The sequence below is a fragment of the Lactobacillus sp. XV13L genome (assembly GCF_059900875.1).
Map to the genome: position 1 here is coordinate 26,410 of NZ_JBWXGD010000005.1, position 18,409 is coordinate 44,818.

An 18,409-nucleotide genomic window follows, 5' to 3' on the forward strand; every position below is an offset into this window, starting at 1 on the left:
TTTGTAAGGCACAAAATGTAGATCGAGGTAATTCTGTGAACACACCGGCATCAAGAGACGGCAACTTAATTCGCTATATTTTTTATGTTATTGGATACTTAATGGCCGTTGGTGCATATAAGCTTGCCACCAAAAACGCACCGGGTCACGTCTGGGACCTCGTCTTATTTGCGACGATTTCCTTAATGGTTATCTTGTTCTACGTTTACCGCTTCAACCGGGAGCAACGGTATTTTGACCGCAGCTTCACGGGTTCATGGCTCAACTACTTTGGCACGATTGTAGCGTTAACTGTGGTGGTGACCGCACTGCGCATCAGCGTCTCCTGGATGCAGGCATATAGCAGGCTCAGCTTATACGGCTTTCAGGTGGCGTTCTTGCGGCATGAATCGGATAGCGGCTACTGGTTCTTGCTGCTTGCGGTGGGCGTTGTCCTGCCGGTTTTGCAGGAGTTTTTGGCCACCGGGTTTTTGTTCAACTACGCCTTCAGGCGCAGCACGTTGACGACCGCATTTTGGGGGATGCTTGCCTCGGGAATCCTGTTCAGCCTGCTCAACTGCCAGGGCTCGGTTGTCCTCTTAGCGATCGATGTTCTTTTCGGGGCGCTCTTTGCCTGGTCCTACCTCTACGCCCAGACACTGTGGATGCCCGTCTACCTGGCGGTGCTCAATGGCGTTCTTTTGGTGATTATGACGTAGAACCTGGACAAAATAAAAAAGGCGATGAAATTAATCATCGCCTTTTTTGCGTGAGCGGATAGCGTGAATCGAACCCGCATCTTCAGCTTGGGAAGCTAACGTTCTACCATTAAACTATACCCGCATTACTGAAATAGTTTACCATGTTTTTTGGTTAAATCCAAGCCCTGATTTTCACTTTTAGGTCCTGGCCGCAAGCTTGGCGACAGTCAGGTCAACGCGGCTGCGGTCAAGTAGCCGGGAAAAATCCTGAAACAGCCAGCGGCGCAGCTCGTCCGCTTCCAGCACCAGGGGCATGCGGTCGTGCACGGGCGCCATTATGCCGTTAGGCGCGGTCGTGGCCATTGCAAAGTGGCCTTCTTCGTAGATGCCGGCAATCAGGGTCAGGGGCGCGCCCGCATTGCTGAAGCTGAAGCGCTCATGGTAACGGCGGCCGTTGGCAGCCAGGTAAGTCTGCTGACCGCTTTCATAAAATTGCCGGGCAATAATAATGCAGCGTCTCCGGGCAAAGGATGCGTCCCACATTGAGGGTTTTTGCTCGAAGAACCGTTCAACGCGTGCGTTGAAGACAACGGCCTTATTGTTAACAGGACTAGGGTAGCCCCAGCTTTTCGGCGTCAGCAGCAGCTGCTGGCCCTGGTAGACCAGGACCGGGACCAGACCGCTGGGGAAAACATCCTGGTCCTGCGGCAGCGTTGATGCCGGCTCGCTCAGTGGCAGGTTGAGGTCGGTAGTTAAGTATTTTTTGATTTCTGCCAGACGCGGCAGCTGAAACTGGTTGCACATTTTTTCCTCCGTGTTTAATCATTGCGTGATTTTTGGTAGAATTGACTATGATTATTGCATTAAAGCAGGTTTTGACTTTCAAGGAAGGTAGATACGATGAAAAAGAAAATTATCCTCACGGGCGACCGGCCAACGGGGAAGCTGCACGTGGGCCACTACATTGGTTCTTTGAAGAATCGGGTTAAGCTGCAGAACGCGGGCGACTACCAGTCCTACATTATGATTGCCGACACGCAGGCCCTGACCGATAATGCGCGCAACCCCGAAAAGATTAAAAACAGTCTGGTGCAGGTGGCGCTTGACTACCTGGCCGTCGGCATCGACCCGCAGGTTTCGACCATCTTCGTGCAGTCGCAGATTCCGGCCCTGTTTGAACTCACGGCCTACTACATGGACCTCGTGACGGTCAGCCGCCTGGAGCGCAACCCAACCGTCAAGGCCGAAATCAAACAGAAGAATTTTAACGACTCGATTCCGGTGGGCTTTTTGAATTACCCGGTGTCCCAGGCGGCCGACATTACCGCCTTCAAGGCGACACTCGTGCCCGTTGGGGACGACCAGGAGCCGATGCTCGAGCAGACCCGTGAAATTGTGCGCACGTTCAACCGCGTCTACCACAAGGACGTGCTGGTTGAACCCGAAGGCTACTTCCCCAGCAAGGGCGAGGGCCGCTTACCGGGTCTTGACGGCAACGCCAAGATGTCCAAGTCCCTAGGTAATGCCATCTACCTGGCCGACGATGCCGCGACCGTTCAAAAGAAGATCATGTCGATGTATACTGACCCGGGCCACGTTCACGTGGAGGATCCGGGCAAGGTCGAGGGCAACACGGTCTTCACCTACCTTGATATTTTTGCTCCCGATAAGGATAAGGTAGCAGAAATGAAGGAAGAATACCAAAAAGGCGGCTTGGGCGACGTCAAGCTCAAGCGCTACCTGAATAAGGTGATGGAAGAAGAACTGGCCCCGATTCGCGCCCGCCGCGCCCGTTACGAACAAAACCTGGACGAGGTCTACGAGATGCTGCAGGAGGGGTCGCAAAGGGCCAACCGTGTGGCCGCCCAAACCCTGGCTGAGGTGCGGGATGCAATCGGATTGAATTACTTTGACTAAGAGGCAAAAAAATGCGTAAGCGGATTCCTTGGAAGCAGTATTTTATGATGCAGGCGCTGGTTATCGCCCAGCGCTCAACCTGTGATCGGGCCTTGGTGGGTAATGTTTTGGTCAAGGACAACCGGATTATCGGGACGGGCTACAACGGGTCCGTGTCGGGTGCACCGCACTGTGATGACGTCGGCCACCAGATTGTTGACGGGCACTGCGTGCGGACGATTCACTCGGAGATGAACTCGCTGATTCAGTGTGCGAAGAACGGCGTTTCAACCGATCACACCGAGATTTATGTGACGCACTTTCCCTGTTATAATTGTGCCAAGGCACTTGTTCAGGCCGGTGTGGAGAAGGTCAACTATTACTTTGATTATCATGATAGTCCGCTGGCAATAGCGCTTTTTAAAGATTGTGGGGTTCCCTATGAGCAAATTAAAATCAACCGTGAATACGTGGAAGAGTTGGCGCGCAAGCTGGAAGACGCTGAGAATTAAAGTGGTCGGGCTCCTTGCACTGGCAGGCGCCTTCTGCACCCTGACGGGCTTTACCAACCCCAACGTGAAGGACAACAGCCACCTCTTGGAGCGCGAGACCAGCAAGTTGATCCTGGCCAAAAACGACCGGTACATGCAGACCGGCGAGCAGCCGCGAATTATCGTTCAGACCGTTAACCGCGTTAGCCACTTGACACCCCCCAAACTGGGCAAGTACAAGCACACGGTCTTCATCGTGGTGGGCTCGAAAAACAAGCGGCGCAACGTGCAGATTTACTCCAGCAAGGACCTGCACGGCGCGTTTACGGCGGATGTGCGAGGTAATATCATCCGCGCGCAGTCAGACCAGTTGCGCTCCAGCAGCAAGAAAGAGTTCAATAAGGGGCTGCGTTTTGTTTTCAGGGCGTGCGCGACCACGATTGACCAGCAGTACCATTATTCGCTTGATAAGTATGACCTGACGAGCGCGGAACGCAGCAAGATTGAACACCCGCGCCGGGTTGCCCTGCCGATTGCGCTTGCCCTTGTGTTGGTCTTGGGCGGCCTGGTCTATTTTTTCAAGAACAATCTGCACCTAAAAAACAGGTAAAAAGGGTTGACTTAATTGCTTGTTGTGTATTACACTCACAATGCAAATCAAATAAACAAATGAACTGTTAGGTGAGACTCCTACGTGAACATATGCTATCGCTCAGAAACATCCAGAGATGCCAACGAGTTAAATAGTTACCGTCGAATTAAGGCGGTAACCAGATAGCTGGCATGTGCTTACGTCACGTAGTGTTAAAGCTGAACGACGAGTATTAATGATACCTAGTTTAAAAGGGGTCGCTAACGGTGTTAGGCGGTCCCTTTTTAGTTTGTTTGCGTTTTTAGAAGAGAAGGAGTGGAAACGATGCTGAGAAAACCAAACGAAACAGTCGCAAACAAAGACTTGGAATTGGTTAAGGCCATTGCCAAGGAAAGCAGGTCAGAGACGCTCGCCCGCCTACACGCGAGCAGCGACGGCTTGACTAGCGCGCAGGCCGACCAGAACCGGGAGGAATTTGGCGCAAATACGATTGCATCTGGCAAGCACAACTCAAAGCTACGTTTTTTGACCGAGGCATTTATTACGCCCTTTACGCTGGTTTTGCTGGCCCTCGCCACCCTGTCCTTGTTTACCGATTACATTTTTGTGCCGGCCGGCGAAAAGGATATCAGCACGGTTGCAATTATGCTCACGATGGTCTTCATTTCGGGCATTACCAGTTTTATCCAGAACATCAAGTCCTCGAATGCAGTCAATTCGCTACTGCAGATGGTCTCGGTAACAACCGATATTATCCGCGACGGTAAGGACGAGGAGATCGATACGAGCCAGGTCGTTGTAGGCGACGTGATTCGCTTGGCAGCCGGCGACATGGTGCCGGCCGACATGAGGCTACTCGTTAGCAAGGACCTCTTCTGTTCATCCAGTTCGCTCAACGGCGAATCGAACCCGATTGAAAAAATTGCAACGAGAAGGCCTAAAATCGGGCAGGACCGCGACTACTTGGACTACCCGAATATACTGTACGAGGGAACGACGATTGTTTCCGGTTCGGGGCTCGGTGTGGTCTTTGCAACTGGTGAACGAACGATGTTTGGTAAGTTGGCGCATGATATTGCTCACAATGACGTTAAGAATACCGCCTTCGACGTTGGTATCAAGAATGTATCCCGGCTTCTGATCATTATGACGCTCATCATCGCACCACTTGTTTTAATCATCAACGGCCTGACTAAAGGTGACTGGATCAACGCCCTGATTTTTTCAATTGCGACGGCGGTCGGGTTGACGCCGGAAATGCTGCCGGTAATCGTGACGACGAATCTGGTCAAGGGCTCGATTGAGATGTCCAAAAAAGGCACAATCGTCAAAAAGATGAACTCGATTCAGAACTTTGGCTCGGCCGATATCCTCTGCACAGACAAGACGGGCACATTGACGCAAGACAAGGTTGTCCTGGAGCGGCACTATGACTTGAACCTGCGCGAAAACCAGCAGATACTGGAAATGGGCTACCTCAATTCATACTACCAGACGGGGATGAAGAATCTGATCGACAAGGCCATCATTGAGGCTGCGGGCAACGAGCTCGACATTAATGAGATTCAACGGGACTACAACAAGATCGACGAGATTCCGTTTGACTTTTCTAGGCGGCGGATGAGCGTCGTCGTGGCAAACTCTGACCTCAAGCACGGCGAGCACCTGCTGGTAACAAAGGGCGCATCCGAAGAAATGATGGCCGTCGCCACTAGAATCGAGGCTGACGGCCAGATCCTGCCACTGACGCCGGAACGCAAGCAGAAGGTCATGGAAAAGGTCAACAACATGAACGATGACGGCCTGCGCGTAATCATGCTGGGCTACAAGCGCAACCCCGCGCCCGTGGGCGAATTTTCTGTCAAGGATGAAAACGACCTGATTCTCTGCGGCTTCCTGGCCTTTCTGGATCCGCCCAAGGAGAGTGCCAAGGCTGCCCTTGCCCGCCTTAAGGGCGACGGCATCTCCGTTAAGATTCTGACCGGCGATAACGAGGCGGTCACGCGGACGGTTGGCCTGCAGGTCGGCCTAAACGTCGACACGGTCTATTCCGGCGCCGACCTGGAGGGCAAAAACCCCGCGGAACTGGCCAAGATGGTTGAGGAGTGCAACATCTTCGTTAAGCTTTCACCCGAGGACAAGACGCGGATCATCAACCTGCTAAAGAAAAACGGGCACACGGTTGCCTACATGGGCGATGGCATTAACGACGCGCCCGCAATGAAGGCAGCCGACGTTTCGATTTCCGTGGACACGGCGGTCGACATCGCCAAGGAATCGGCGGACATCATCCTGCTGCACAAGGACCTGAACGTGCTGGAGACCGGGGTCAGGATTGGCCGCAAGGTCTTCGGCAACACGATGAAGTACATCAAGATTACGCTGTCGTCGAATTTCGGCAACATCCTGTCAATCCTGGTCGCATCGTCGTTTCTGCCGTTTTTGCCGATGCTGCCGCTGCAGCTGCTTGTTTTGGACCTGCTCTACGGGACGAGCTGCTTGTCGCTGCCGTTTGACGAGATGTCCGCTGACTACCTGAAGGAGCCGCGGAGCTGGTCAACCAAAAAGCTGCCGAAGTTCATGTTTTACTTTGGTCCGACGTCCTCTGTCTTTGACATTCTGACCTTCGGCATTTTGTACTTCATAGTCTGCCCGCACCTGGTCGGGGGCAGTTTCAATGCAATCAGTCCGGCCCAGCAGGCAGCATTTATTGCACTGTTCCACACCGGTTGGTTCATCGAATCGCTCTGGACCCAGGAAATGGTCATTCACGCGTTGCGCGACCGACACCTGCCGTTTATCGGCCAGCACGCCACCGCTACGGTCATTCTGGCAACCTTTGGGGCCGGGATTATCGGAACCCTGATTCCATTCTCATTCTTGTCTTCCACACTCAAGTTTGGCGAACTGCCAATGAGCTTCATGTGGATAATCCTGGGCATTTTGGTGCTGTACATTCTGCTGACTACCGTAGTCAAGCACTTCTACCTCAAGAAAGAAAAATTCTTGATTTAAACCAAGTCAAATCAGAAACTGCTAGTCCAGCAAAATATTAGAGGGGATTCCGCCCGGGGGAATTCCCTTTTTGCTTGGTGTAGTATAATATTAATGAATTGGAAGAAACTTAAGGAGAAACAAATATGGCTGATAAAAAAACTTTTTATATTACAACCCCAATCTACTACCCCTCCGGCCGCTTGACAATCGGCAACGCATACACCACGATTGCGGCTGACGTAATGGCGCGCTACAAGCGTAGCCAGGGCTATAACACCTTCTTTTTAACCGGGACTGATGAGCACGGGCTGAAGATTGAGCAGAAGGCTGAGCAGCAGGGCGTCAAGCCCCAGGAATTTGTCGACGGCATGGCGGCCACGTATAAGAAGTTGTGGAAAAGCCTCGATATCTCCTACGACAAGTTTATCCGGACGACCGACAAGGAGCACGTTAAGGGTGTGCAACAGATCTTTGAGCGGCTCTTAAAGCAGGGCGACATCTACCTGGGCGAATATACCGGCTGGTACTCGGTTGAGGACGAGGAATACTTTACGGAATCGCAGCTGGCCGAGGTTTACAAGGACGATGCCGGCAACGTGATTGGCGGCAAGGCCCCGTCGGGCCACGAAGTGCAGCTGGTCAAGGAACCGTCCTACTTTTTCAAAATGAGCAAGTACGCCGATCGGCTCTACCAGTACTACCAGGAACATCCGGAGTTCATCTTGCCGCATTCCCGTGAAAAGGAAATGGTCAACAACTTCATCAAGCCGGGTCTGGAAGACCTGTCGGTCACGCGCACGACCGTTTCCTGGGGGATCCCGGTTCCAAGCGACCCCAAGCACGTGGTCTACGTGTGGATCGATGCCCTGTCCAACTATATTACGGCCTTGGGCTATGGCTCGGATGATGATTCCCTGTTTAAGAAGTTCTGGCCGGCCGACGTCCACCTGGTGGGCAAGGAAATTGTCCGCTTCCACACGATCTACTGGCCCATCATGCTGATGGCCCTCGACTTACCGCTGCCTAAGCACATTATCGGCCACGGCTGGGTCTTGATGAAGGACGGCAAGATGTCCAAGTCTAAGGGCAACGCTGTCTACCCTGAATCAATCACTAGCCGCTACGGTGTTGATGCCCTGCGTTACTACCTGATGCGGGCCCTGCCGTTTGGCGCCGACGGTATTTTTACGCCGGAAGACTTCGTTGAGCGCGTCAACTACGACCTGGCCAATGACCTGGGCAACCTGCTCAACCGGACGGTTTCCATGATTAACCAGTACCAAAACGGCAAGGTGACGGCAGTCGCGCTCGACCAGGACGAACTCGGGCGCAACCTGGCACAGGTTGCGACAAGCACGATTGCCGACTACAAAAAGAAGATGGACACGCTCCACTTTACCCAGGCAATCGAGGACATTTGGCAACTGGTCAGCCGCGCCAATAAGTACATCGACGAGACCACGCCGTGGAGTCTGAACAAGGAGGGCAAGACGGACGCTTTGGCCCGGACAATGTCTAACCTGGCTGAGAGCCTGCGGATCATTGCGCTGCTCATTGCGCCGATTATGACTAGGACCGCGGTCGAAATGTTCAAACAGCTCGGGTTGAACTGTGATGATTCGGAGCAGAAGACGCTCGACTTCGGTGCTTTTAACTGGGACGTTCAGGTCATCGAGAAGCCGATGCCAATCTACCCGCGGCTAAAGCCCGAAGAAGAGGTCAAGTACATCAAAGAAGAGATGGCCAAGGCCAAACCCAAGAAGCAGAGCCGGAGTCAGCAGGGTCAGGAGCACGAGATCACAATTGATGACTTTGACAAGGTCAAGATCCAGGTCGGTCAAATACTCTCAGTTGAGCCGGTTCAGGGGTCAAACAAGCTGCTGCAATTCCAGCTTGACTTCGGGGGCGGCAACGAACGGCAGATTCTCAGCGGCATCCGCAAGTATTATCCCGATGCAAGTGCGCTCCTGGGCAAAAAAGTGCTGGCGGTAACGAATTTGAAGCCGCGCAAGATGCTGGGTCACCTGAGCCAGGGCATGCTGTTGTCAAGCGAAAAAGGCGGCGAGGTCAAGCTTGCCGTGGTCGGTGATGAACATGAAGTTGGGGCAGAATTAGGCTGATGGAATTAATCGATAATCACACCCACTTGCAGGACGAACCATTTCGGGGCAAGGAAGAATTTTACCTGGAACGGGCGCGCAAATTGGGGGTCACCAAGCTGATCTGTGCGGGCCAGGATCCCGACTTTAATAAGCGTGCGATTGCACTCACCCAGCGCTTCGACCAGGTCTATGCCATGGTCGGCTACTGTCCGGACGTTGCCCGGGATTATAATCAAGAAGCCGAGGATTTGCTGATTGAGCAGCTGCAAATGCCCGGCGTGGTCGCAATGGGCGAGATTGGCCTGGACTACTATTGGGATGAGTCTCCCCGTGAGCAGCAGCGTGCGGTTTTTGCACGGCAGGTTGAGGTGGCACACGAATTGCATATGCCGGTGGACATCCACACGCGGGATGCCATGGCAGACTGCTATGAAATCTTGAGGAGTAGCAACCTTGAGTATGGGGCCATCTTGCACAGCTTCAACGGTGACGCTGCTTGGCTCGCTAAATTTCTTGATTTGAACGTTTATTTTTCCTATTCGGGCGTGGTCTCCTTCACCAAGGCAGCTGCGGTCCACGAGTCCGCACGCAAAACGCCCTTGGACCGGCTCCTCGTCGAGACCGATGCCCCCTACCTGGCACCTAAGCCTTACCGCGGCCGGCAGAACGAACCGGGCAACGTCTACTATGTTGCCCGGGCGGTTGCTGAATTGAAGGGGATAGCGCTGGAGGAAGTTGCCCAGGCGACTTATGCAAACACAGTGAGGGTTTATGGTCTTAAGTAAAAAACAGTTTAATGCGGTTGTTGTGGTGGAAGGCAAGGATGACACAATCCGGCTGAAGCAGTTCTTTCCGGGCATTGAGACGATTGAAACCAACGGTTCGGACGTGCCCGCCCCGGTTTTGACCGCGCTGCGCGAACTGGCCCTGAAGAGGCCCATCATTGTTTTGACGGATCCCGACCTTAACGGTGAGCGCATTCGCCGGCTGGTCACGGCGGCGGTGCCAACTGCCAAGCAAGCGTTCATCACGCGCAAGGAGGGCGAGCCGCACAAGCGGGGCAACTCGCTCGGCGTTGAACATGCATCTAAGGAGGCGTTAACGCGGGCTCTGTGTGCCTTGCACGAGCAAAGCACTCCGGCTAGCGACCTGACGCCGCAGGCCTACCACAAGCTGGGACTGGATGGTGGACAGGGTGCACGCCAGCTGCGCGAGCAGGTTGGGATCAAGCTGCGGGTTGGCTACGGCAACGGCAAGCAGTTTTATAAGCGGCTGCACACCTTTGGCATATCACTGAGTCAGCTTGCGCAAGCAGTCAAGGAGGTCAAACATGAGTAGCAAAATTCCAATCGGGTCGCCCGTCAGAACCCAGGCAATTATCAACCGGTACTTTGTGCGGGCCAAGAAAAATCTGGGGCAAAACTTCCTGGTTGACGTGGATGCAATTCAGGGAATTGTGCGGGCAGCCGGGATAAATCCAGGTGACCAGGTAATTGAAATCGGACCCGGAATCGGTTCTTTGACCGAGCAGCTGCTACTGGCCGGCGCTAAGGTATTTGCCTATGAGGTTGACGACAGCCTGCCGGCGATTTTGCAGAACGAATTGCCGGCAAAAATTGCCGGCGTGCCGCTTGCGCAGCGCTTCAAGCTGCTGCTGAAGGATATCTTAAAGGCGGATTTTGCCACGGACCTTGCGGACTTTTTCGATTTGACGAGGCCGGTTAAGGTGGTGGGCAACCTGCCGTACTACATTACGACGCCGATTATTTTTTTCCTGAATGATGCGCAGCTGGACTTTTCCAGCCTGACGCTGATGATGCAGGAGGAAGTGGCCACACGTCTGGGCGCACAGCATGACAGTAAGGAATACGGGCCGCTCACGATTGCCGTGCAGACCAACATGGACGTTCACATTGCATTAACGGTTAATAACAGCTCCTTTATTCCCCGGCCCAAGGTGAACTCCAGCGTTGTGGTCTTGAAACCGCTGGCAGTCAAGCCCCCGGTTGGCGACAGCAAGCACTTCAACTGGGTGGTCAAGATGTGTTTCGCGCAGAGGCGCAAGACGTTAAACAATAATTTGAAAAACTTGCTGCCGGACAAAGAAGAGCGTACACGGCTGTTTGCAGCCCTGGGCGTTGATCCGCGCATCCGCCCGGAGCAGCTGACGATTGACCAGTTTATCCAGATTGCTCGTGCCGTTCCGGCTAGAAATGATCGTGGTTAGCAAAAAAACGTTGATAATTTAATTGAAATATGGTAAAATTACAGCTAAAGGAGCTGTTATCATTGCCAACATCGATTATTACCATTAAACACAAGCTGGATTCACATTTAGGTGATTCCTTGACGGTCGTCGCACGGGCTGGACGCAAGAAGGTTACTAGAAGACGGGGAATTTTGAAGGAAACCTTCCCAGCGGTTTTTGTAGTTGACTTGGACCAAGACCAGAATAACTTTAAGCACGTTTCTTATAGCTACACGGACTTGTTGACCAAGAATATTACGTTAAAATTTGATGATGTAGCTGAATAGTCCAAAGCACAATTAGAAGAGCATATAAGGTGCTAACATTTTAAAATTGTTAGTGCCTTTTTTGCTGGTTCAGTGTATAGTAATAACAGGCAAAAAGACAAACATTAGAGGGGATAATTTATGAAACGTTCAGAGCGATTGGCGGATATGACTAAATATTTAATGGAACGGCCGCATGATCTAATTCCGCTGCCGGTTTTTGCAAAGCGTTACGGCGCCGCCAAGTCATCGATTTCTGAAGACCTGACGATATTGAAGCACACGCTTGCCGGCAACCAGGATGGTATTTTGGAGACGGTGGCTGGCGCTGCCGGGGGCGTGCGCTATATTCCTTTTTGGGGCAAGAAGCACGCACAAAAGTACCTGGCGGACCTGGCTGCCCGCATTGAAGACCCTAAGCGGATTTTGGCCGGGGGCTTTGTCTACCTGTCCGACATCTTGGGCAGTCCCCAGGATCTGGATAAGATTGGCAAGATAATTGCTACGCGCTACGCTTATTCAAACATTGATGTCGTGATGACGATTGAGACCAAAGGGATCGCCCTGGCCCAGGCTGTTGCGCGTTACCTGAACGTACCCTTCATCATTGCCCGCAAGCGGTCCAAGGTGACCGAGGGCGCGACGGTTTCGGTCAATTATATTTCCTCATCACTCGACCGGGTGTCGAAGATGGAGCTGCCAACCCGGGTTTTGACGGAAAAGTCCAACGTGCTGCTGGTAGACGACTTCATGATGGCGGGCGGGACCTTAACCGGCATGCAGCAGCTGGTGAAGGAATTCAACGGCAACATTGCCGGCATCTGCGTGTTGTGCGAGGCCGACTTTGACGACGTGAAGCTGATTGAGGGCCACCTGTCACTGGTCAAGATCAAGCGGGTGGACGGCAAGAAGCAGGTCATCCTGGCCGAACCGGGAACGATCGTTGCACACACAGATTTTGGCCGCTTTTAACCGATAAAATGATATACTTAAATATGAATGTAATTAATAGTATATAAAGAGGCTGAATTGAATGAAAAAGTTTGTAGTCGTCCTTGCCGCCGGCAAGGGCACGCGGATGAAGTCCAAGCTTTATAAGGTTTTACACGAAGTTTGCGGCAAATCGATGGTTGAGTACGTAGTTGAGGCTGCTCAGGCAATTAATCCCGATAAGATCGTCACCGTGGTTAGCACAGGGGCCGAGGAAGTCGAGCGGGTGTTAGCGGGCAAGTCGGAATTTGTTACCCAGAAAAAACAGCTGGGCACCGGTGACGCCGTCTTGACGACCAAGACGCAGTTGGCTGGTGAAGAGGGGGCGACCCTTGTTATCACCGGGGACACCCCGCTGTTTACCAGTGCGACCTTCCAGAAGTTGTTTGAGTATCACCAAAAAAGGGGCAACGCCGCCACGGTTCTGACCGCACAGGCCCCTAACCCTACCGGCTATGGCCGCATTATCCGCGACGAACAGGATAATGTCTTGCGGATTGTTGAGCAAAAAGACGGCAATCCGGAGGAATTAATGGTCACTGAAATCAACACGGGCGTATTTTGTTTTGACAACAAGCAGCTTTTTAATGCACTGAAGCGGGTCACTAACCACAACGCCCAGGGTGAATACTACCTGACTGATGTGCTGGAAATCCTGCGCAATGGTGGTCACCGGATTGGTGCCTACAAGATGCATGACTACAGCGAAAGCATCGGCGTTAACGACCGGATTGCGCTGGCCCAGGCCACCAAAATCATGCAGAGGCGAATTAACGAGCGGCACATGGCTAACGGCGTGTCCTTTGTGGACCCAGCGACGGCCTACATCGATGCCGACGTCAAAATTGACAGCGACACCCAAATCGAGGGCAACGTGGTCATCAAGGGCAAGACGGAAATCGGTTCAGGCTGTCTGATTACGTCCGGTTCCAGAATTGTTGATTCTAAAATCGGGCGGGGCGTGACGGTGACGTCGTCAACGCTTGAAGAAGCCGTGATGGATGACCATTCGGACGTTGGTCCCAACTCCCACTTGCGGCCGCAGGCCGTGATCCGTGAAGGCGCGCATATTGGCAACTTTGTTGAGGTTAAGAACGCCGAGATTGGCGTCAACTCAAAGGTGGGCCACTTGACTTACGTTGGCGATGCTACGCTGGGGCGCGACGTTAACGTCGGCTGCGGCACAATTTTTGCCAATTACGATGGCGTCAAGAAGGACCACACAAACGTCGGCGACCATTCCTTCATCGGCTCGGGCGCAACCCTCGTGGCACCGGTGAATATTGCGGACCACGCGTTTGTTGCCGCTGATTCGACGATTACCAAGGACGTCGCGCGCTACGACATGGCGATTGCCCGTGGCCGTCAGGTCAACAAGCCTGGTTACTGGCACAAGCTGCCGCTTGCGCAGGACGATAGTTGGAAGTAAAAAAAAGCACAAAAGTTCTGGAGCAATTCTGGGACTTTTTCGTTGCAGCGCACCGCGGCAGCCTTGCCGTGGCGGCGTTATTTTAAAGGAGTGGATAAAATTGTTTAAATGGGTCATGAAACAGCCCGATGCGACCAAAATGGTAGCCCCAGAAAAAGTGGCCAGCACGTATAAGTGGCGCCAATTGGGCGTGCTGCTCGCCACGTGCATCGGCTACATCGGTTACTATATCATCCGGTTGGTGTTCACAACCGAGCAGAACGACATCATGAAGGCCTACCATTTTACCACCTCTGACGTTGGCTTAATCCTGTCCTGCTTCGGCATCGGCTATGGCGTAGCCAAATTGTTCATGGGCGTTTTGGCGGACAAGTGCGACTCTAACCGCTACCTGATGCTCGGGCTTTTCCTGTCGGCGGTTTTGAATATCTTGTTGGGTTCGACGCACAACCTGTACCTGATGATGCTGCTCATGTTTTTGATGGCGGTCACGCAGGGGATGGGTGCTGCGGCCTGCCAAAAGATGATTCAGCTCTGGTGGGGGCCGAGAATGCGGGGGACGATGTATTCGATTTGGTCATCGGCCCACAATGCCGGCTCCTTTATCTGCGTGGCGATTGTGCAATTGGCGGTTTTCCTGTTTGCAGGATCAATTCCGGCCGTGTTCTACACCGCGTCCGCAATTTCTTTTGTCATCTGTATCTTGATTCTGCTTTTGGGTGCGGACCGGCCGCGGGTTGTCGGCCTGCCCGACATCTCAACCTATACGGGCGACAAGGTTGTTTTGGACAATGGTCAGGTTTCGACGTCCGATCAGTCTGACTTGAGCGTTGGGCAGATTTTTGTTAAGTATATCCTGAAGAACAAGCTGGTCTGGGCTGTGACGCTGACCTCAATGGCGCTCTATTTGGTCCGCTACGGCATCCAAAGCTGGATTCCGTCCTACCTCGTGCAAAACAAGGGCTTCGATCCGGCCGCGGCCAAGTGGGTCATCGGCATCTTTGAATTGGCCTCGGTGCCGGGCGTAATTATCATCGGTGCCATTTCGGATGCACTGAAGGGCCGCCGTGCGCTGGTTTCGATTGCCTGCGTTATTGGCACCTTGATCTGTCTGACCTGCTATTTCTTCAGCACCAACCACACGTTGATTATCGCAGCCTTGATCATTATGGGCAACCTGATATACGCCCCGCTGACGCTGGTTGGTCTGATGGTTAACGAGGTTGTGCCCAAGTTTGCGGTCGGGGCCTCGACCGGTTTCATGGGCTTCTTCCAGTATATTTTTGGCGAAACCCTGGCCACTGCCCTGATTGGCGTTCTGGTCAATCGCTTCGGCTGGGTTGCAAGCAACACAATCCTGTACGTTGCCGCTTTTGCTGCAATTATTTTCTTGGTTTACACGGCAGTTAGCGAGGCCAGGATGCGCCGGGAAGCAGCAAAATAGTTCTGGTTATTACGAATATTTAACAATCATTTAAGAATATTAAAAATCAGTAATATTCCCGGCAGAAGTTGTTAAACCGTGGTTTTAGTATACAATAAGGGTATTGTAGTTAATTGCAGTTAAATTTTGTAACGAGGTAGGAATCAAAATGAAGTTAAGTCATAAATTGATGATGGTGTCGACAGCTGCCTTGATTGGCGCAAGTCCAGTGATCAGTGCGAGCCAGCCGCTATTGGTGCACGCTGCTAATAAGGCTTCACAGAAGGGCACAATCAAGCTTAGTCACAACGCATACGTTTTTGACAAGAACGGCAAGCGCCTGAAGACCTACATGGGCAGCGCCGCAAACACCAAGATTGGCAAGGGCCAGACCCTGAAGTACAAGGGCAAGACGACCATCGGCAAGAAGGATTACTATGACCTGGGCGGTGGCGCCTTCGTCAAGGCTGCCAACGTTGGTTTTGTGGACGGCAAGAAGGTGGTCAAAGCGACTACGGCAACGGCCAAGATTACGCACAACGCATACATTTACAACGCTAAGGGCAAGACTGCCAAGAAGAAGGTGAAGAAGGGCAAAACCGTTACCTTCGACCAGGCGACCTACATTGGCAAAAAATTGTATTACAGAATCAGCGGTCAGACCAACCAGTTTATCAAGGCGGCTAATGTGGGCAAAATCACGGGTGCCAAGCTGAAACCGGTCAACAGCAAGCCGGTGAAGGATGATGGCCCCGCTGATAACCAAAATGATCCCACCGTCATCACGCTAAGCCATAACGCCTACATCTTTGACGGTGCGGGCCACTCACAGAAGAAATTGCTGCGCGTGGGCGAGCAGATCCAGGTAGACAAGCTGAAGTACATCGGCAAAAAACTATTCTACCGCATTAATGACAGCAATTACCCGGGCGATGACCAGTGGGTGAAGAAGAACAACGTTGGCGTCATTACCGGCAAGCAGCTGAAGCCGGCTAATTCTGCGCCCGTTGTCGATCAGACGGTCACTATGGCAACACTGGCACGGGATGCCCATGTTTACAACAGCAAGGGCGTCGTGCAGTCGACCAAGACCTTTGCCAAGGGCCACCGGGCGCGTATTTCCGAGATGCGCTACATCTGGGTTGAAACGGACAACAAGGCAGAACTCTTCTACAAGCTGCAGAGCGACAAAAACGGCTACCTCAAAGACGACGACATCGCAACAATCAGTGGCGCCAAGCTTTCCCCGGTCAACACGCCGGAGGGTGCCCGGAATGACACGGTGATTGCTTCCGCAACGGATAAGAAGGGCCTGCAGGATGCCTTGGCGGAAGACAGCAAGGTTAAAGCAAGCGACGCATACAAGTTGTCTGCCCCAAGCCTGCGCGCTGCCTATGACGCTGCAGTTGCGACCGGCACGCAGATAAATTCTGCCACCGCCACCGTCAGCCAGATTAACGCCGCACTGGCCAAGATTACCACGGCCAAGGCAGCGCTTAGCGGCAAGAAGGTTATCGTCCAAGACCTGAAGAACCTGACGATGAGTGAAGCCGATCAGATTGCACAGGTGGCGGCAACCGCCAACGGCGTGGACAAGAGCACCGTGCAGTTCAGCAACAACAACGCGTCTTTGACGATTAGCAGCGCAAATGGTTTTCAGCAGACGCTGAACATCAGCGACTACGCATCAGTTGCGGCGCCGGTTGCAACGACGATAACAACACCAGCCAAGTAATAGAGATAGTAAAAGCATTAATAAGTCTTACCTATGCGGGTAGGGCTTTTATTTTTGCTAAAAAGATTAAGCATTTTGGTGCAGACCTTTACATAAATGCTTTTATTTTCTATAATATTATTGAAACGTTTCAATAATATTATAGAATGAGGTATAGAAATGGCCAAGGAAGTATTGCCAAAGAATTTCTTTTGGGGCAATTCAACATCGAGTATGCAAACGGAGGGCGCTGTTCACGAAGGTGGTAAGGGTCCATCAGTTTATGATACCTACAGAAGCAGTGATGGCTCTTCAATTTGGGACGTGGCGATTGACGACTATCACCGTTATCCCGAAGACTTGGATCTGCTAGCACAGCAGGGAGTCAATTTTTATCGCTTTCAAATTTCTTGGAGCAGGGTAAACCCTACGGGAGACGGCGAATTTAATCCTGCAGGAATCAAATTTTATTCAGATTTAATCGATGAATTATTAAAACGCAATATTGAACCAATGGTTTGCCTTTACCACTTTGATATGCCGCTTGGCTTGGCGCAGAAGTATAATGGATTCATTAGTCGCCATGTAGTTGAAGCTTTTGTGCGGTATGGCAAGAAGATGATTGATTTATTTGGTGACCGTGTCAAATACTGGATAACCTTTAATGAACAAAACTTATATTTTATGCCGGGGGCTTTTAAGATATCGGGTTACCTTAAAGGAGGAGAAACGACTGGCGAATTATATACAATTAGCCACCACATCATGCTGGCTCACGCTGAAGTAGCCAACTACCTACATGCAACAACAGACTGCAAAATTGGCGGCATGCTGGCATATAGTGAGGTCTACCCGGTCTCGCCGCTGCCTAAGGATATTCAGTATGCGCGTCAAATTGATGAGTTTATGAATAAGAATCTGCTGGATGCCTTTGTTTTTGGTCGGTATTCAACCGAAGTAATTAATTGTGTCAAAAGCCACAAAATAAAAGTGGACGTGCTCCCTAAAGATATGATGACGATTGGTCAGATGAAGAGTGATTTCATTGCCTTTAGTTACTATCAAAGCACGACCATTAGCAGCACTCTAGTTCCTGAAGGTACCTTGCCGAATTATTATCTGCAGTTTGGCACAAAGGAAAACCCTTTTTTGCGGGTGAATGAATGGGGTTGGTCAATTGATCCAAGTGGTTTTCGCGATATTTTGACTAAAACGTACAACCAGTACCACCTGCCGCTTTTTCCCATTGAAAATGGGATTGGCCTCAGGGAAGAAGAAGCGACTGCCAAAGAAATTTGCGACAATGGGCGCATCGCTTATCATCGTGCCCACATCCAGGCATTGAAAAATGCAATGCTAATAGACGGGGTGCCTGTTCTAGGGTACCTTGTTTGGGGTTTAATCGATATTCCTAGTTCAGCGGGTAATATGGACAAGCGTTATGGCATGGTATATGTAAACCGAACCAACACTGACGTGCGCGACTTAAAGCGGACTCCTAAAAAAAGCTACTGGTGGTTTAAACGGGTAATTGAAAGCAACGGTAGCGATTTAGGATAACCAAAAATTGAAGGGATAGTC

General features: G+C 51.9%; 16 protein-coding genes, 1 tRNA gene and 1 riboswitch. Of the genes, 15 read left to right on the forward strand and 2 right to left on the reverse strand.

The window, feature by feature from the left end:
* Positions 1 to 35: 35 nt before the first annotated feature.
* Positions 36 to 698, forward strand: coding sequence for a CPBP family glutamic-type intramembrane protease (locus AC2JF6_RS04285; RefSeq protein WP_500729546.1), 663 nt, complete (start codon positions 36 to 38; stop codon positions 696 to 698).
* A 53-nt stretch (positions 699 to 751) separates the two neighbouring features.
* Here AC2JF6_RS04285 and AC2JF6_RS04290 read toward each other — a convergent pair.
* Together AC2JF6_RS04290 and AC2JF6_RS04295 are read right to left on the reverse strand one after the other, a co-directional pair.
* Positions 752 to 822 (reverse strand) — tRNA-Gly (locus AC2JF6_RS04290).
* A 56-nt stretch (positions 823 to 878) separates the two neighbouring features.
* Positions 879 to 1,484, reverse strand: a complete 606-nt coding sequence (locus tag AC2JF6_RS04295; protein WP_500729547.1) for an SOS response-associated peptidase family protein — start codon at positions 1,482 to 1,484, stop codon at positions 879 to 881.
* A gap of 96 nt (positions 1,485 to 1,580) precedes the next feature.
* Here AC2JF6_RS04295 and trpS point away from each other — a divergent pair, with 96 nt between their 5' ends.
* The 14 genes from trpS (at position 1,581) to AC2JF6_RS04365 (ending at position 18,388) form a co-directional block, all read left to right on the forward strand.
* Positions 1,581 to 2,597: a tryptophan--tRNA ligase gene (gene trpS / locus AC2JF6_RS04300; RefSeq protein ID WP_500729548.1), complete on the forward strand. Its 1,017-nt coding sequence runs from the start codon at positions 1,581 to 1,583 to the stop codon at positions 2,595 to 2,597.
* Positions 2,598 to 2,608: 11 nt separating this feature from the next.
* Positions 2,609 to 3,088, forward strand: a complete 480-nt coding sequence (locus tag AC2JF6_RS04305; RefSeq protein ID WP_500729549.1) for a deoxycytidylate deaminase — start codon at positions 2,609 to 2,611, stop codon at positions 3,086 to 3,088.
* Positions 3,018 to 3,677 (forward strand): TPM domain-containing protein, encoded by a 660-nt coding sequence (locus AC2JF6_RS04310; RefSeq protein WP_500729550.1) that lies wholly within the window; start codon positions 3,018 to 3,020, stop codon positions 3,675 to 3,677. The genes AC2JF6_RS04305 and AC2JF6_RS04310 overlap by 71 nt, the downstream gene beginning before the upstream one ends.
* Positions 3,678 to 3,733: 56 nt before the next feature.
* Positions 3,734 to 3,897, forward strand: a riboswitch (M-box (ykoK) riboswitch).
* A gap of 86 nt (positions 3,898 to 3,983) precedes the next feature.
* On the forward strand, positions 3,984 to 6,674 hold the full coding sequence (gene mgtA / locus AC2JF6_RS04315) for a magnesium-translocating P-type ATPase (protein ID WP_500729552.1): 2,691 nt from the start codon (positions 3,984 to 3,986) through the stop codon (positions 6,672 to 6,674).
* A 125-nt stretch (positions 6,675 to 6,799) separates the two neighbouring features.
* Positions 6,800 to 8,776, forward strand: a complete 1,977-nt coding sequence (gene metG, locus AC2JF6_RS04320; protein WP_500729553.1) for a methionine--tRNA ligase — start codon at positions 6,800 to 6,802, stop codon at positions 8,774 to 8,776.
* Positions 8,776 to 9,543: a TatD family hydrolase gene (locus AC2JF6_RS04325; RefSeq protein WP_500729554.1), complete on the forward strand. Its 768-nt coding sequence runs from the start codon at positions 8,776 to 8,778 to the stop codon at positions 9,541 to 9,543. The genes metG and AC2JF6_RS04325 overlap by 1 nt, the downstream gene beginning before the upstream one ends.
* Complete coding sequence (gene rnmV / locus AC2JF6_RS04330) at positions 9,530 to 10,096, forward strand: ribonuclease M5 (protein WP_500729555.1); 567 nt, start codon at positions 9,530 to 9,532, stop codon at positions 10,094 to 10,096. The genes AC2JF6_RS04325 and rnmV overlap by 14 nt, the downstream gene beginning before the upstream one ends.
* Positions 10,089 to 10,985 carry a 16S rRNA (adenine(1518)-N(6)/adenine(1519)-N(6))-dimethyltransferase RsmA gene (rsmA, locus tag AC2JF6_RS04335; protein ID WP_500729556.1) on the forward strand — a complete coding sequence of 299 codons (897 nt, stop codon included), beginning with the start codon at positions 10,089 to 10,091 and terminating at the stop codon, positions 10,983 to 10,985. The genes rnmV and rsmA overlap by 8 nt, the downstream gene beginning before the upstream one ends.
* A gap of 62 nt (positions 10,986 to 11,047) precedes the next feature.
* The gene (locus AC2JF6_RS04340; RefSeq protein ID WP_500729557.1) at positions 11,048 to 11,293 is read left to right on the forward strand and encodes a Veg family protein; all 246 of its coding nucleotides are present in this window, start codon (positions 11,048 to 11,050) and stop codon (positions 11,291 to 11,293) included.
* A 120-nt stretch (positions 11,294 to 11,413) separates the two neighbouring features.
* Complete coding sequence (purR, locus tag AC2JF6_RS04345; protein WP_500729559.1) at positions 11,414 to 12,244, forward strand: pur operon repressor; 831 nt, start codon at positions 11,414 to 11,416, stop codon at positions 12,242 to 12,244.
* Between the two features lie 61 nt (positions 12,245 to 12,305).
* A complete protein-coding gene (glmU, locus tag AC2JF6_RS04350; RefSeq protein ID WP_500729560.1) occupies positions 12,306 to 13,691 on the forward strand; it encodes a bifunctional UDP-N-acetylglucosamine diphosphorylase/glucosamine-1-phosphate N-acetyltransferase GlmU in 1,386 nt (461 codons plus the stop codon).
* Between the two features lie 100 nt (positions 13,692 to 13,791).
* The gene (locus tag AC2JF6_RS04355; RefSeq protein ID WP_500729561.1) at positions 13,792 to 15,135 is read left to right on the forward strand and encodes an MFS transporter; all 1,344 of its coding nucleotides are present in this window, start codon (positions 13,792 to 13,794) and stop codon (positions 15,133 to 15,135) included.
* 148 nt (positions 15,136 to 15,283) lie between these two features.
* On the forward strand, positions 15,284 to 16,849 hold the full coding sequence (locus tag AC2JF6_RS04360; RefSeq protein WP_500729562.1) for an SLAP domain-containing protein: 1,566 nt from the start codon (positions 15,284 to 15,286) through the stop codon (positions 16,847 to 16,849).
* A gap of 159 nt (positions 16,850 to 17,008) precedes the next feature.
* Positions 17,009 to 18,388, forward strand: a complete 1,380-nt coding sequence (locus tag AC2JF6_RS04365; protein WP_500729563.1) for a glycoside hydrolase family 1 protein — start codon at positions 17,009 to 17,011, stop codon at positions 18,386 to 18,388.
* Positions 18,389 to 18,409: the final 21 nt, after the last annotated feature.

Excerpts from the sequence above, each read along its gene's own strand:
- mgtA (WP_500729552.1), top strand. The coding sequence starts at position 3,984 with ATGCTGAGAAAACCAAACGAAACAGTCGCAAACAAAGACTTGGAATTG.
- glmU (WP_500729560.1), top strand. The coding sequence starts at position 12,306 with ATGAAAAAGTTTGTAGTCGTCCTTGCCGCCGGCAAGGGCACGCGGATG.
- AC2JF6_RS04295 (WP_500729547.1), bottom strand. The coding sequence starts at position 1,484 with ATGTGCAACCAGTTTCAGCTGCCGCGTCTGGCAGAAATCAAAAAATAC.
- metG (WP_500729553.1), top strand. The coding sequence starts at position 6,800 with ATGGCTGATAAAAAAACTTTTTATATTACAACCCCAATCTACTACCCC.
- AC2JF6_RS04325 (WP_500729554.1), top strand. The coding sequence starts at position 8,776 with ATGGAATTAATCGATAATCACACCCACTTGCAGGACGAACCATTTCGG.
- AC2JF6_RS04310 (WP_500729550.1), top strand. The coding sequence starts at position 3,018 with ATGAGCAAATTAAAATCAACCGTGAATACGTGGAAGAGTTGGCGCGCA.
- AC2JF6_RS04305 (WP_500729549.1), top strand. The coding sequence starts at position 2,609 with ATGCGTAAGCGGATTCCTTGGAAGCAGTATTTTATGATGCAGGCGCTG.
- purR (WP_500729559.1), top strand. The coding sequence starts at position 11,414 with ATGAAACGTTCAGAGCGATTGGCGGATATGACTAAATATTTAATGGAA.
- rsmA (WP_500729556.1), top strand. The coding sequence starts at position 10,089 with ATGAGTAGCAAAATTCCAATCGGGTCGCCCGTCAGAACCCAGGCAATT.
- AC2JF6_RS04365 (WP_500729563.1), top strand. The coding sequence starts at position 17,009 with ATGGCCAAGGAAGTATTGCCAAAGAATTTCTTTTGGGGCAATTCAACA.
- trpS (WP_500729548.1), top strand. The coding sequence starts at position 1,581 with ATGAAAAAGAAAATTATCCTCACGGGCGACCGGCCAACGGGGAAGCTG.
- AC2JF6_RS04360 (WP_500729562.1), top strand. The coding sequence starts at position 15,284 with ATGAAGTTAAGTCATAAATTGATGATGGTGTCGACAGCTGCCTTGATT.
- rnmV (WP_500729555.1), top strand. The coding sequence starts at position 9,530 with ATGGTCTTAAGTAAAAAACAGTTTAATGCGGTTGTTGTGGTGGAAGGC.